Below are 13,004 nucleotides of genomic sequence, written 5' to 3'. Positions count from 1 at the left end.
CCTGTCGCGCACGCATGAATTGCGCGCGCCGCGGGCCGTGCGCAGCGCCCCCGGCGCCCCCCCAGCGACCCCATAGAGACAACAGAGAAAGGCCTCCATGCCCGGATATTCCGACCCCGGTTTCGACACCCTCGCACTGCACGCCGGCGCCTCGCCCGACCCCGTCACCGGCGCACGCGCGGTGCCCATCCACCTGACCACGTCCTTCGTGTTCGAGTCGAGCGACCACGCCGCGGCCCTGTTCAACCTGGAGCGCGCCGGCCACGTGTACTCGCGCATCAGCAACCCGACCAACGCGGTGCTGGAGCAGCGCGTGTCGGCGCTCGAAGGCGGCATCGGCGCCATCGCCACGGCCAGCGGCCAGGCCGCGCTGCACCTGTCGGTGGCCACGCTGATGGGCGCGGGCTCGCACATCGTGGCCAGCACGGCGCTGTACGGCGGCTCGCAGAACCTGCTGCACTACACGATGCGCCGCTTTGGCATCGAGACCACCTTCGTGAAGCCCGGCGACCTGGACGGCTGGCGCGCCGCGGTGCGCCCCGAGACCAAGCTCTTCTTCGGCGAAACCGTGGGCAACCCCGGCCTCGACGTGCTCGACATTCCCGCCGTGAGCGACATCGCGCACGAAGCCGGCGTGCCGCTGCTGGTCGACTCCACCCTCACCTCGCCCTACCTGATCAAGCCCTTCGACTGGGGCGCCGACCTGGTCTACCACTCGGCGACCAAGTTCCTGTCGGGCCACGGCACCGTCATCGGCGGCGTGGTGGTCGACGGCGGCAGCTTCGACTGGGAAAAGGCATCGCGAAACGCCCCCGACGGCAGCGCGGGCAAGTTCGCCGAGCTGACGCAGGCCTACGACGGCTTCCACAACATGGTCTTCAGCGAGGAAAGCACCGTCGGCGCCTTCCTGCTGCGCGCGCGCCGCGAGGGGCTGCGCGACTTCGGCGCCTCGATGAGCCCGCACACGGCGTGGCTGATCCTGCAGGGCATCGAGACGCTGCCGCTGCGCATGGAGCGCCACATCGACAACACGCAGAAGGTGGTCGAGTTCCTGGCAACGCACCCGTTCGTCTCGCGCGTGGGCCACCCGCTGATCGAATCGCACCCCAGCCACGCGCTCGCGCAGAAGCTGCTGCGCCACGGCGCGCGCGGCGCCGGCGCGGTGTTCAGCTTCGACATCAAGGGCAGCCGCGCGCAGGGCAAGGCCTTCATCGAGGCGCTCAAGCTGTTCAGCCACCTGGCCAACGTGGGCGACTGCCGCAGCCTGGTGATCCACCCGGCCAGCACCACGCACTTCCGCATGACCGACGAGGCGCTGGCCGGCGCGGGCATCTCGCAGGGCACCATTCGCCTGTCGATCGGGCTGGAAGACCCGGCCGACCTGATCGACGACCTGAAGCGCGCGCTGAAGGCCGCTGAGAAGGCGGGTGCCTGACATGAACTACACCGTCAACGGCCACGCCACCTACTGCTACACCGGCGCCAAGCCCCTCGACCCGGCCAAGCCCACGGTCGTGTTCATCCACGGCGTGCTGAACGACCACAGCGTGTGGATCCTGCAAAGCCGCTGGTTCGCCAACCACGGCTGGAACGTGCTCGCGGTCGACCTGCCCGGCCACTGCAAGAGCGAAGGCCCGCCGCCCGCCAGCGTGGAAGACGCCGCGCAGTTCGTCCTTGCGCTGCTGGACGCGGCCGGCGTGCAGAAGGCGGTGCTGGTCGGCCACAGCTTCGGCTCGCTGATTGCGCTGGAGGCCGCCGCGCGCGCGCCCGAGCGCGTCACGCACCTGGCGATGGTCGGCACCGCCTACCCGATGGTGGTGTCGCCCGCACTGCTCGACGGCGCGCTCAACGACCCGCAACGCGCCATCGCGATGGTCAACACCTTCTCGCATTCGATGATGGCGCCGCCGCCCTCCTCGCTGGGCCCGGGCACCTGGCTGCACGGCAGCTCGCGCGCGCTGATGCGCCGCGTGCTCGCGAGCAACCGCGACGCGAACGTGTTCCACATCGGCTTCAAGGCCTGCAACGACTACGCCAACGGCGAAGCGGCGATGGAGAAGGTGCAGTGCCCGGTGCTGTTCCTGTTGGGCGAAGCCGACCAGATGACGCCGCCGCGCGCCACCAAGCCGCTGGTGGCCAAGGCCCGCCATGGCAAGGTGGTGACGGTGCAGGCCGGCCATGCGCTGATGAGCGAGGCGCCCGACGCGGTGCTGTTCGCGCTGAGGGACTTCGCGGCGTCCTGAGCAGGACGCCACGGCGCCACGGAGCCGTGGCGCTGTAACGCTGTGGCCCGGTGGCTTCAGTCCACCGAGATGCCGGCCCGGTTGGCCTGCATGCGGTAGCGGGCAATTTCGCTGTCGGCCTCCCTGCGGAACGCGGCCGGGCCGACCGACACCGCCTCCATGCCCTGCGCGCGCAGGGCCGCCCGCACATCCGCATCGCGCACCGTGGCCGCCAGCGCGCGCGACAGCTTATCGATCACCGCCACCGGCGTGTGCGCCGGCGCGGCCAGGCCGAACCAGGCCTCGAAGGTGGCTTCGCCCAGCCCTTGCTCGGCGAGCGTGGGCACGTCGGGCAGCGAACTGGCGCGCGCCGTGCCCAGCACGGCCAGCGCGCGCATCTTGCCCGCGCGCACCTGCGGTTCCAGCGCGCCGGCCACCTCGATGCCGAGCTCGACCTCGCCGCCGTTCACCGCCGTCACGAGCTGCCCGGTGGTGGTGTACGGAATGGCCTGCAGCTGGATGCCCGCGGCCACCGAGAGCATTTCGCCGGCCAGGTGCGGGCCCGAGCCCGGGCCGAAGGTGCCGTAGCGGATGCGCCCGGGGTGGGCCTTGGCGTACGAGAGCATTTCGGGCAGCGAACGCCAGGGCGTGCCCCGGCCCGCCACCAGCGCCAGCGAGGTGCGCGCCACGATGGCGACGGGCGACAGGTCGCGCGCCGGGTCGTAGGGCAGCTTCTTGCGCAGCGCGGGGTTCACGCTGAAGCTGGTGGAGCCCGACAGCAGCAGCGTGTAGCCGTCGGGCGCGGCCCTGGCGACAGACTGCGTGCCGATGACCGTGGCCGCGCCGGGCCGGTTCTCGACGTACACCGGCTGCCCCAGCCGCGCCGCCAGGCCGCCCGCCAGCGCGCGCGCCACGATGTCGCTGCCGCCCCCGGCCGAAAACGGCACCACCACGCGGATCGGGCGCTGCGGCCAGGCGCCTGTGGACGCGGCCTGCGCAGGGGCACCGGGCATGGCGGCAAAGCACAGCAGCGCCAACGGCAAGCAACGGCGCAAGGCAAACAGGGCGAACCGGGCGCGAGAAGCACCCGGGGTGCGGGACGAAGTCTGTGTCATGGAATCTGCTGGGGGCCGGGCGAGCGGCACGGCCTGTCGCCGCGCGGGCAACGAACAGTTTTCGAGTTTGCCCGATGGCACGGCCCCGCGCCGCGCCGGGGCCGCCTTCGCCCTTCGCGCCCGCGTCCTACTCGGCGGCAATGCCCGCGCGGTGCGCCAGCGCCCGGTAGCGCGAGATCTCGCCTTCCATCTGCGCGCGGAACGCCGCCGCGCCGATGGCCACCGGCTCCATGCCCTGCGCCCGCAGCTGCGCCTGCAAGGCGGCGTTGCCCATGGTGGCCGTGACCGCATGTGCCAGCTTGTCGACCACCGGTGCCGGGGTGCGCGCTGGCGCGGCAAAACCGTACCAGGCGTCGAAGGTGGCGTCGGGCAAGCCCTGCTCGGCCAGCGTGCGCACCTCGGGCAGCATGCTGGAGCGCGTGGCGCCCACGATGCCCAGCGCGCGCAGCTTCCCCGAGCGCACGTGCGGCGCCACGGCGGCCACGGTGTCGATGCCGACCTCGATCTCGCCGCCGATCACGGCCATCGACCCCTGGCTGCTGCCTTTGTACGGAATGTCCTGCAGCTGGATGCCGGCGGCCAGCGCCAGCAGCTCGCCCGCCAGGTGCGGGCCCGAGCCCGAGCCGAAGGTGGCGTAGCGGATGCTCTTCGGCCGCGCCTTGGCCGCGGCGACCAGCTCGGCCACCGAATGAAACGGCGTGCCCTTGCCCACCACCAGCACCAGCGGCGTGCGCGCCACGATGGCGATGGGCGCCAGGTCGCGCACCGGGTCGTAGGGCAGCTTGGCGCGCAACGCCGGGTTCACGCTGTAGCTGGTCGAGCCCGAAAGCAGCAGCGTGTAGCCGTCGGGCGCGGCCTTGGCGACGGCGTCGGTGCCGATGATGGTGGCGGCGCCTGGCTTGTTGTCGATCACGATGGGCTGCCCGAGCCGCTCCGACAGGGCCTGCCCCATCGCGCGCGCCACCAGGTCGGTGCCGCCGCCCGGTGGAAAGGGAACGACGAGCTTGATGGCGCGTTCGGGCCAGGCGTTCTGTGAGTCCTTCGCGGCCTGTGCGGCCTGTGTGTCTTGGGCGAAGGCGGGCGCCTGCGCGCCCAGGATGGCACAAGCGCCGAGCAGCAGGCCGGCAGTGCGGCGGGAAACGGTGAAGTTCATCGGGCGTGTGCGTATCAGGAGTTGGAAGAAGAAGCAGGAGCCGCCGGCGAAACCCGCCCGGCCGCCCACGGCGCGCGCCCCGGCTCGCCCAGGTCCCAGTACAGGCCGGCCATGATCCGCAGGCCCTCCCGCGCCAGCGGCGCGAGCAGGTGCTCGTTGGGCGCGTGCTGCGCGCAGGCCGGGTACGAGTGCGGCACCCACAACGTCGGCAGGCCCAGCACATCGGCGAACACGTCGTTGGGCAGCGAGCCCGCGAGGTTGGGCAGCAGGTCGAGCCGCTGCCCGCTGCTGCGCTCGATGGACTCGCGGGCCCAGCCGACCCAGGGGTTCTCCACGTCGAGCCGCGTGGCCGCGCCGGTGAGCGTGACGGCCACCTCGACCTGGCTGAAGCCGTGCGCATCGAGGTGCGCGCGCACGATCTGCTGCAGGTCTTGCCACGGCGTGCCGACCACGAAGCGCAGCTGGCAATGCGCCACGGCCTCCGAGGGAATGGCGTTGACCGGCCGCGCGGCCGAGCCCGCGCCCAGCGCCAGCACCTCGATGGTGTTCCACGCCACCAGCCGTTCGGCCGGGCTCAGGCCCGGCTCGCCCCAGCCTTCGTCGATGGCGGGGTCGTCCGCGCCGCCGCCGATGGCGATGCTCGCCAGCGCATGGCGCACGGCCTCGCTGACCGGCGGCGGGCGCAGCGCTTCGACCAGGATGCGCCCGCGCGCGTCCACCAGCGAGGCCACCGCGTGGCTGAGCACGGTGCCCGGGTTGAGCAGCACGCCGCCCCAGTTGCCCGAGTGGTAGCCGCGCGGCCGGGCGCGCAGCCGCAGGCTGAAGTTGACGGCGCCGCGCGAGCCCAGGAACAGCGTGGGCCGCTCCGCGCTCACGCGCGGCCCGTCGCTGGCAATGAACAGGTCGGCGCGCAGCCGGTCGCGCTGCTGCGCGCACACCGCGTGCAGGCCGGGCGAAGCGGCCTCCTCGCCCATCTCGACCAGCCACGTCACGTTGAAGCCCAGGCGACCGCCGCGCGCCTCGATGGCCGCGGCCAACCCGCCGAGGTTGATGCTGTGCTGGCCCTTGTTGTCGGCGGTGCCGCGACCGTACCAGCGCTCGCCGCGCACGGTGAGCGCCCAGGGCGCGAGGCCCTCCTGCCACTGCGCGTCCTGCCCGCTCACGACGTCACCGTGGCCGTAGGTCATGACCGTGGGCAGGGCCGGGTCCTCGACGCGGCGCGCGATGAGGAAGGGGCCGCCACCGGCCACCGGGTTGGGCACCACCTCGCAGCTGAAGCCGAGCGCCGCGAGCGGCGGAATCATTTCATCGCGCAGGTAGGCCTCCAGCGCGGGCGTGGCGGCGCCCGTGTCGCTTTCGGTGCGAAAGGCGACGCGGCGCTGGAGGTCGGCGAAGAAGCCGCCGCCGTCGAAGTAGGCACTGGCGGCGGCCAGGCTGTCGGTGCGTTGCATGAGGGGGTGTCCTTGTCTGTCCATCGGGGTGCAGCAAGTACAAGGCCTGGAAGCCGATGCTTCCAGCATCGTTTTGGCAAGCTAGCATTGCCTTGAAGGCAATGCCCGGCAGCTATCTACCGACCAACCGACCTACCCGTCCCCATGACACTCCCGCTTCTCAGCATCCCGATGCGGCACTTTCTTGAAGTGGCGCGTAGCGGCTCGGTCAACCAGGCGGCGGCGCGGCTGTTCGTCGCCTCGTCGGCGGTGAGCCGGCAGATTGCCAAGCTGGAAGACAGCTTGGGCACGCCGCTGTTCGAGCGGCACGCGCGGGGCATGGCGCTCACGGCCGCGGGCGAACGGCTGGCGGCGCACCTGCGCAATGCGCAACTCGACATCGAGCAGGTGGTCGAGCAGGTGCGCGACCTGGGCGGCCAGGGCGCGCGGCGCATCCGCATGGCCTGCACCGAAGGCTTCGCGGGGCACTTCATGCCGCTGGTGATGCGCAGCTTCGAGCAGGCGAACCCGGGCTGCCAGCTGGAACTGCACGTGGGCTGTCCCGACGGCGTGAGCGCGCTGCTGGCGCGCGGCGAGACCGACATCGCGCTCAAGTACGTGGTGGCGCCGGAGCCCGGCCTGGCCGTCGCGCACACGGCCACCGCGCCGGTGTATGCGGTGCTGCGGCCCGACCATCCGCTGGCGCGCCAGCGCGTGGTGTCGGTGGCCGACGCGGTGCGCTACCCGCTGGCCGTGGGCGACAAGGGCGTCACCGCGCGCCAGCTGTTCGACCAGGCCTGCAGCCTGCAGGGGCTGCGCTACCAGGCGATCTTCGTGAGCAACTTCTCTTCGGTGCTGTTGCCGCTGCTGCGCACGCCCGACGTGATGCTGTCGGGCCACCTCACGGTGATGCACCTGATCGACGCGGGCACCGTGGTGGCGCGGCCCTTTGCTGAAGCGCCGCTGCAGCAGCGGCAGCTGCAGGTGCTGGCGCTCGAAGGCCGCACGCTGCCGCCGCTGGCGCAGGACTTCGTGAAGCACCTGGTGGGCGCCATCGCCAGCGCGGGCCGGCGCAAGCTGGGGCGGGCACGCTCGACCAGATGAAGCGACCTGAACCGAGCTGAGCCGAGCTGAACCGACCTGAACCGAGCTGGCGCGCCTCAGCCCAGCGCGTTGATGTCCGCCGGGTCGAGCAGCTTCTTCGGCGCGCCGCTGCGCGCCACGGCCAGCATCGCGCGGCCGACCTTCTCGGTGGTCGTCACCTTGTTCGGCCAGAGCCTGTACGCCAGGCTCAGCAGCGGCGAAAGCACGACGTAGATGCCGTCGTACAGCGGCGTCTTGGAGCGCACGCCGTGCAGCGGCTGGATGACGCCGGGGCGGAACATGTAGGCCCCCTTGAACGGCAGGCGCAGCAAGGCGTTTTCAGTCGCGCCCTTCACCCGCGCCCACATGCTGCTGCCGCGCTCGCTGCTGTCGGTGCCCGCGCCGGTCACGTAGGTGAAGGTCATGCCCGGGTTCAGCCGGGCGAGCACGGTGGCGGCGGCCAGCGTCAGGTCGTAGCTGATGCGCTTGTATTCGGGCTCCTTCATGCCCACGGACGACACACCCAGGCAGAAGAAACAGGCATCGAAGCCCTGCAGCTGCGACTCGATAGCGCTGTAGTCGTACATGTCCTTGTGCACCAGGTCGCGCAGCCTGGCGTGCTGCTGCCCCGTGGGGTTGCGGCCGATGGCGACCACGCCTTGCACGTCGGGCGCCAGCAGGCACTCGCGAAGCACGCCCTGGCCCACCATGCCGGTGGCGCCAAAAATCAGGATCTTCATGAGGGGACCGCCGGGGTAGGTAGGGAAAGAGAAAACTCAGAGCGTGAAGACGGCCGGCTTCTTGTTCAGCACCGCCAGCAGCAGGTCGACATCCAGGCTCGACGGCTTGGGTGGCTGCAGCGCGCCGAGCATGCGCGAGAGCGTTTCGGCGTGCGGCAGCAGCGGGCCCAGGAAGCGCGTGCCGTCCGCGCCCGCGACCAGCAGGGTCGGGAAGGTCTCGACGTCGAAGGCGTCGGCAATGTCGGCGTGGTCCTCGATGTCGACCCAGGCGAAGCGCAGCTCCGGATGCGCGCGCGCCACCTGCTCGAGCAGCGGGCGGTAGTCGCGGCAGGTGCCGCACCATTCGGCGCACAGGCACACGACCCACAGCGCATCGGCGGCCGGCCCGGTGGATTCAGGGGTGCTGGAAAGAGCGCTCAAGGCTGATGCGTCGAAGGTGTGATGGAAGGGCCGGATGGTGCCGGCGGAAGGTCGTGGCTATTATGGACAAAGCCCCTGGAATCCACCGCCAAGCCGTTCCAAAGGCATTCCAGAGGGGTTCCAAGGTCACAGGAGACTCGCACGATGAACACCACGACCGCACCCGGATCTGCCGTCGATCCGCGCCGTTTCAAGAGCTTTGCCGAGTTCTATCCGTTCTACCTGACCGAGCACGCCGACCGCACCTGCAGGCGGCTGCACTTCGCGGGCTCGACGCTGTCGCTGGCGTGCCTGGTGGCGCTGGTGGTCACGCTCAACCCGTGGTGGCTGCTGGCCGCGCTGGTGGCGGGCTACGGCTTCGCCTGGGTCGGGCACTTCGGCTTCGAGAAGAACAGGCCGGCCTCGTTCAAGCGCCCGCTGTACTCGTTCATGGGCGACTGGGCCATGTACCGCGACATCTGGCTGGGGCGCGTGAAGATCTGAACGGCCCGTCCGCTGCAACGCTGCTAGATCAGCAGCACATCGCCCAGCCGGAGCGAGCGCAGCGGGCCCTTCTGCCACAGGTCTTCGAGCGGTTCGGCGCGCGGCATCATCAGCTCGCGCAGCAGCGGCTCGATGGGGGTCGACGGGTCGGCCAGCAGCACGTAGCGCGGGTCGCGGTCGTCGGGCTCCTCGGCCAGCGGCGCGATCCAGTCGAGCGCCACCAAAGTTTCGAGCACCGGCGCCAGTTGCAGCGCATCGACCCGCATGCGCGTCACCAGCTCCGTCGCGCCCATGCCCTTGGCCGGCGTGGCGCGCGCACGGGCCAGGTGCTGCAGCGACTCCATCGCCAGTTGCAGCGGCCAGCCCGCGGTGCCGCCGCGCCGGGCCACGCCCGTGAGCAGGCTGGGCAGGTAGGCCGAGATGACCGCGCCCAGCAGCACGATCACCCAGGCCACATAGATCCACACCAGCAGGATCGGAAAGGTGGCGAAGGCGCCGTACACCACCGAGTAGGTCGGCACCAGGCTCAGGTAGTAGCCCAGCACGCGCTTGGCGATCTCGATGGCCGCCGCCACGAACACGCCGCCGGCCCAGGCGTGCGACCAGCGCACGTTGGTGTTGGGCACGTAGTGGTACAGCGATGCCATGCCCACCGCGAGCAGCGCGAACTCGAAGGTGTCGAAGAACAGCTTCACCATGCCACGCCCCACCACGTCGCTGGTGGCCGACACCACGTACGAGGTGGTCGACAGGCTCACCGCCAATATCACCGGCCCCAGCGTGATGGCCGCCCAGTAGATGAGCACGCGCTGCGCAAAGGGCCGCGGCGTGCGCACACGCCAGATGTTGTTGAGCGTCTTGTCGATGGTGAGGATCAGCGCAATGGCGGTGATGAGCAGCACGATCAGCCCCGCGATGCCCAGCCCGCTGGCCTTGCTCGCGAACTGGTTCAGGTAGCCGAGCACCTGGCGCGAGATGTTCTCGGGAATCAGGCTTTCCACCAGCCAGCGCTGCAGCCGGCCCTGCATCTTGGCGAACATCGGGAACACGGTGAAAAGCGCCAGCGCCACCGTGAAGAAGGGCACCATCGCGATGGTGGTCGTGAAGGTCAGGCTGCTGGCCGTGAGGCCGAGCTTGTCTTCGCGAAAACGCTCGCCCAGCACCGCCGCGGTGTTGCGCCAGGGAAAGCGAGAAAGATCCCTCCAGAGTTGCCGACGATTCATGGCCGGTATCATGCCATTCGCTCTTTTTGTTCACGCCCCGCAGCGACGCGGGGCGTCCTCTTCGTTCTCGCTTCTTTCCCGCTTCTTTCCCGCTTTTTTCCCACTTCGTTCCCACTTCCACCGTGTCCGCCACCCCGCTGCCCCCCTCCTCCGTTCGCGCCACCCGCTGGGCCGCTGTGGGCAGCCTCGTCGGCCTCATCGTGCTGGGCCTGGCCTGGGAACTGTGGCTGGCGCCGCTGCGCCCGGGCGGCTCGCTGCTGGCGCTGAAGGTGCTGCCGCTGGTGGTGCCGCTGGCGGGGCTGTGGAAGAACCGCATGTACACCTACCGCTGGGTCAGCCTGATGATCTGGCTCTATTTCACCGAGGGCGTGGTGCGCGCCTGGAGCGACACCAACGGCACGGGCCAGGTGCTCGCGCTGGTCGAGGTGCTGCTGTGCCTGGTGCTGTTCGCGGCCTGCGCATGGCATGTGCGCCTGCGGCTGCGCCACGCCAAGGCCGCCGCCGCGAGCGCTGCCGCCGCCCGTCAACTGGAAGCCTCCGCCTGATGACCACTTCTTCTTCACTTCTCGATCAATTGCGCGCCATCGTCGGCGCGGCCAACGTGCTCAACGAGGGCGACCTCACCGCCTACGAGCAGGACTGGCGCAAGCGCGCGCGCGGCAAGTCGCTGGCCGTGGTGCGCCCCGGCAGCACGCAGCAGGTGGCCGACGTGGTCAAGGCCTGCGCCGCCGCCGGCACGGCCGTGATTCCGCAGGGCGGCAACACCGGCCTGGCGGTCGGCTCCATTCCCGACGAGAGCGGCACGCAGGTGGTGCTGAGCCTGCAGCGGCTGAACGCCATCCGCACCATCGACGGCGCCAACCTCACCATGACGGTGGAGGCCGGCTGCATCCTGCAGACGCTGCAGGAAACGGCCGAGAAGGCCGGCTACCTGTTCCCGCTGAGCCTGGCGGCCGAGGGCAGCTGCACCATCGGCGGCAACCTGGCCACCAACGCCGGCGGCACGCAGGTGGTGCGCTACGGCAACACGCGCGAGCTGTGCCTGGGCCTGGAAGTGGTCACGCCGCAGGGCGAGATCTGGGAAGGCACCAGCGGGCTGCGCAAGGACAACACCGGCTACGACCTGCGCGACCTCATCGTGGGCAGCGAAGGCACGCTGGGCGTGATCACCGCCGCGACCATGAAGCTGTACCCGCTGCCGGCCGCGCAGCTCACCGCCTGGGCCGCCGTGCCTTCGCTGGACCATGCGGTCACGCTGCTGGGCCTGGCGCACAAGCACCTGGGCTCGGGCCTCACGGGCTTCGAGGTGATGGGCAAGTTCGCGCTCAGCCTGGTCGACAAGCACATGCCGCAACTGCGCGTGCCTTTCATCAAGGACGAGGCGGTGCCCTACTGCGTGCTGCTGGAGAACTCCGACAGCGAATCCGAAGACCACGCCCGCGCGCGCTTCGAGGCGCTGCTGGAAACCGCGTTCGAAGACGGCTGCGTCACCGACGCGGTGGTGGCCGAGAACCTGGCGCAGGCGCACCAGCTCTGGCACATCCGCGAGAGCATTCCGCTGGCGCAGGCCGAGGAAGGGCTGAACATCAAGCACGACATCTCGATTCCCGTGTCGCGCATTCCGGCCTTCGTGGCCGAGACCGACGCGCTGCTGGCACGAGAGATCGAGGGCGTGCGGCTCGTGAATTTCGGGCACCTGGGCGACGGCAACCTGCACTACAACGTGCAGGCGCCGGAGAACATCGACACCAAGGCCTTCCTGAAAAACGAGGAAGAGCGCATCAACACGCTGGTGTACGACGCGGTGGAGAAGTTCGGCGGCTCGTTCTCGGCCGAGCACGGCGTGGGGTCGCTGAAGGTCGACAAGCTGGAGAAGCACAAGTCGCCGGTGGCGCTGGAGATGATGCGCGCGATCAAGCGCGGGCTGGACCCGAAGAACATCCTGAACCCGGGGCGGGTGATCCGCGTCTAGCGTATTGCGCCCTGCCCCGATGGGGAGGGTTGGGGTGGGGGCACTCGGCCTTCATCACCGGCGCGCCTTTTCGAGCGCCGCGTGCCCCCATCCCGGCCTTCCCCCGGAAGGGGAAGGAGCAAGACCGGGATCTGCTTGCGGCTCGGGCTGCAGGTATTTCTCCCTCCCCCGCTAGGAGAGGGTCGGGGTGGGGGCAAGCGGCCTCCACCACTGGCGCACCTTCACGAGCGCCGCATGCCAGCCTCCCGGCGCACCGGCACTTAAAATTCGAACACCGTCCGCACACGCCCCGCAGCCCCGCAGCCCAGACGCCCTCGCCATGACCTCCACGACCTCACGCCCCATCCGCTCCCAATACGAAGACTTCATGCGCCACGTCGACACGCACGGCGTGTTCAAGAGCGACCGCACCGGCACCGGCACCAAGAGCGTGTTCGGCCACCAGATGCGCTTCGACCTGAACGAAGGCTTTCCGCTGGTCACCACGAAGAAGGTGCACCTGAAGTCCATCATCCAGGAGCTGCTGTGGTTCCTGACCGGTTCCAGCAACAACAACTGGCTGAAGGAACGCGGCGTGAGCATCTGGGACGAATGGGCGCGCGAAGACGGCGACCTGGGCCCGGTGTACGGCGTGCAGTGGCGCAGCTGGCCCACGCCCGACGGCGGCCACATCGACCAGATCGCCGACGTGATCAAGACGCTGAAGAGCAACCCCGACTCGCGCCGCATCATCGTGAGCGCCTGGAACGTGGCCGAGCTGTCGAAGATGGCGCTCATGCCTTGCCATGCCTTCTTCCAGTTCTACGTGGCGCCGCCGCAGGCCGAGGGTGAGCGCGGCAAGCTCAGCTGCCAGCTCTACCAGCGCAGCGCCGACATCTTCCTGGGCGTGCCCTTCAACATCGCCAGCTACGCGCTGCTCACGCACATGGTGGCGCAGCAGTGCGACCTGGACGTGGGCGACTTCGTCTGGACCGGCGGCGACTGCCACATCTACAGCAACCACGCCGATCAGGTGGCGCTGCAGCTCAGCCGCACGCCGTACCCGTACCCCACGCTGAACATCAAGCGCAAGCCCGACTCGATCTTCGACTACCAGTACGAGGACTTCGAGGTGCTCGACTACCGGCACGGCGACCCGATCAAGGCGCCCGTGGCGGTGTGAC

The 13,004-nt window shown here is 70.0% G+C and carries 13 protein-coding genes; 7 read left to right on the top strand and 6 right to left on the bottom strand.

Annotated elements, in window-relative coordinates:
* Positions 1 to 97: 97 nt before the first annotated feature.
* Both QTI51_RS04245 and QTI51_RS04240 read left to right on the top strand, forming a co-directional pair.
* On the top strand, positions 98 to 1,435 hold the full coding sequence (locus QTI51_RS04245; RefSeq protein ID WP_116908060.1) for an O-acetylhomoserine aminocarboxypropyltransferase: 1,338 nt from the start codon (positions 98 to 100) through the stop codon (positions 1,433 to 1,435).
* A gap of 1 nt (position 1,436) precedes the next feature.
* Positions 1,437 to 2,243, top strand: coding sequence for an alpha/beta fold hydrolase (locus QTI51_RS04240; RefSeq protein ID WP_116908061.1), 807 nt, complete (start codon positions 1,437 to 1,439; stop codon positions 2,241 to 2,243).
* A gap of 56 nt (positions 2,244 to 2,299) precedes the next feature.
* Here the strand turns inward: QTI51_RS04240 and QTI51_RS04235 are convergent, their stop codons facing one another.
* The 3 genes from QTI51_RS04235 to QTI51_RS04225 all read right to left on the bottom strand — a co-directional run bounded on the left by QTI51_RS04235 (position 2,300) and on the right by QTI51_RS04225 (position 5,941).
* Positions 2,300 to 3,235 carry a Bug family tripartite tricarboxylate transporter substrate binding protein gene (locus QTI51_RS04235; protein ID WP_116908539.1) on the bottom strand — a complete coding sequence of 312 codons (936 nt, stop codon included), beginning with the start codon at positions 3,233 to 3,235 and terminating at the stop codon, positions 2,300 to 2,302.
* A gap of 229 nt (positions 3,236 to 3,464) precedes the next feature.
* Entirely contained in the window at positions 3,465 to 4,490 is a 1,026-nt protein-coding gene (locus QTI51_RS04230) for a Bug family tripartite tricarboxylate transporter substrate binding protein (RefSeq protein ID WP_116908062.1), read from the bottom strand.
* A gap of 14 nt (positions 4,491 to 4,504) precedes the next feature.
* A complete protein-coding gene (locus QTI51_RS04225; protein ID WP_116908063.1) occupies positions 4,505 to 5,941 on the bottom strand; it encodes a M20 family metallopeptidase in 1,437 nt (478 codons plus the stop codon).
* 144 nt (positions 5,942 to 6,085) lie between these two features.
* Between QTI51_RS04225 and QTI51_RS04220 the strand changes: the two genes are divergently transcribed.
* Entirely contained in the window at positions 6,086 to 7,024 is a 939-nt protein-coding gene (locus QTI51_RS04220; RefSeq protein ID WP_116908064.1) for a LysR family transcriptional regulator, read from the top strand.
* Positions 7,025 to 7,080: 56 nt separating this feature from the next.
* On the opposite strand, the gene QTI51_RS04215 is transcribed toward QTI51_RS04220, so the two are convergent.
* On the bottom strand, positions 7,081 to 7,743 hold the full coding sequence (locus tag QTI51_RS04215) for an NAD-dependent epimerase/dehydratase family protein (protein ID WP_116908065.1): 663 nt from the start codon (positions 7,741 to 7,743) through the stop codon (positions 7,081 to 7,083).
* A 36-nt stretch (positions 7,744 to 7,779) separates the two neighbouring features.
* On the bottom strand, positions 7,780 to 8,163 hold the full coding sequence (locus tag QTI51_RS04210; protein WP_116908066.1) for a thioredoxin family protein: 384 nt from the start codon (positions 8,161 to 8,163) through the stop codon (positions 7,780 to 7,782).
* A 144-nt stretch (positions 8,164 to 8,307) separates the two neighbouring features.
* On the opposite strand from QTI51_RS04210, the gene QTI51_RS04205 reads away from it, so the two are divergent.
* Positions 8,308 to 8,646: an Mpo1-like protein gene (locus QTI51_RS04205; RefSeq protein WP_116908067.1), complete on the top strand. Its 339-nt coding sequence runs from the start codon at positions 8,308 to 8,310 to the stop codon at positions 8,644 to 8,646.
* Positions 8,647 to 8,669: 23 nt separating this feature from the next.
* Here the strand turns inward: QTI51_RS04205 and QTI51_RS04200 are convergent, their stop codons facing one another.
* Positions 8,670 to 9,881, bottom strand: a complete 1,212-nt coding sequence (locus QTI51_RS04200) for a YihY family inner membrane protein (RefSeq protein WP_116908068.1) — start codon at positions 9,879 to 9,881, stop codon at positions 8,670 to 8,672.
* A 110-nt stretch (positions 9,882 to 9,991) separates the two neighbouring features.
* Here QTI51_RS04200 and QTI51_RS04195 point away from each other — a divergent pair, with 110 nt between their 5' ends.
* The 3 genes from QTI51_RS04195 to QTI51_RS04185 all read left to right on the top strand — a co-directional run bounded on the left by QTI51_RS04195 (position 9,992) and on the right by QTI51_RS04185 (position 13,003).
* Complete coding sequence (locus QTI51_RS04195) at positions 9,992 to 10,414, top strand: DUF2069 domain-containing protein (protein WP_116908069.1); 423 nt, start codon at positions 9,992 to 9,994, stop codon at positions 10,412 to 10,414.
* Positions 10,414 to 11,841, top strand: a complete 1,428-nt coding sequence (locus QTI51_RS04190; protein WP_116908070.1) for an FAD-binding oxidoreductase — start codon at positions 10,414 to 10,416, stop codon at positions 11,839 to 11,841. The genes QTI51_RS04195 and QTI51_RS04190 overlap by 1 nt, the downstream gene beginning before the upstream one ends.
* Before the next feature lie 319 nt (positions 11,842 to 12,160).
* Positions 12,161 to 13,003: a thymidylate synthase gene (locus tag QTI51_RS04185; protein ID WP_116908071.1), complete on the top strand. Its 843-nt coding sequence runs from the start codon at positions 12,161 to 12,163 to the stop codon at positions 13,001 to 13,003.
* The last annotated feature ends 1 nt before the right edge of the window (position 13,004 follow it).

The sequence above is a fragment of the Variovorax sp. J22G73 genome (assembly GCF_030317035.1).
Lineage (GTDB): Bacteria > Pseudomonadota > Gammaproteobacteria > Burkholderiales > Burkholderiaceae_C > Variovorax.
This window is presented reverse-complemented; position numbering and strand designations above follow the sequence as displayed.

Excerpts from the sequence above, each read along its gene's own strand:
- QTI51_RS04235 (WP_116908539.1), bottom strand. The coding sequence starts at position 3,235 with ATGCCCGGTGCCCCTGCGCAGGCCGCGTCCACAGGCGCCTGGCCGCAG.
- QTI51_RS04185 (WP_116908071.1), top strand. The coding sequence starts at position 12,161 with ATGACCTCCACGACCTCACGCCCCATCCGCTCCCAATACGAAGACTTC.
- QTI51_RS04225 (WP_116908063.1), bottom strand. The coding sequence starts at position 5,941 with ATGCAACGCACCGACAGCCTGGCCGCCGCCAGTGCCTACTTCGACGGC.
- QTI51_RS04190 (WP_116908070.1), top strand. The coding sequence starts at position 10,414 with ATGACCACTTCTTCTTCACTTCTCGATCAATTGCGCGCCATCGTCGGC.
- QTI51_RS04205 (WP_116908067.1), top strand. The coding sequence starts at position 8,308 with ATGAACACCACGACCGCACCCGGATCTGCCGTCGATCCGCGCCGTTTC.
- QTI51_RS04200 (WP_116908068.1), bottom strand. The coding sequence starts at position 9,881 with ATGATACCGGCCATGAATCGTCGGCAACTCTGGAGGGATCTTTCTCGC.
- QTI51_RS04245 (WP_116908060.1), top strand. The coding sequence starts at position 98 with ATGCCCGGATATTCCGACCCCGGTTTCGACACCCTCGCACTGCACGCC.
- QTI51_RS04215 (WP_116908065.1), bottom strand. The coding sequence starts at position 7,743 with ATGAAGATCCTGATTTTTGGCGCCACCGGCATGGTGGGCCAGGGCGTG.
- QTI51_RS04240 (WP_116908061.1), top strand. The coding sequence starts at position 1,437 with ATGAACTACACCGTCAACGGCCACGCCACCTACTGCTACACCGGCGCC.
- QTI51_RS04230 (WP_116908062.1), bottom strand. The coding sequence starts at position 4,490 with ATGAACTTCACCGTTTCCCGCCGCACTGCCGGCCTGCTGCTCGGCGCT.
- QTI51_RS04220 (WP_116908064.1), top strand. The coding sequence starts at position 6,086 with ATGACACTCCCGCTTCTCAGCATCCCGATGCGGCACTTTCTTGAAGTG.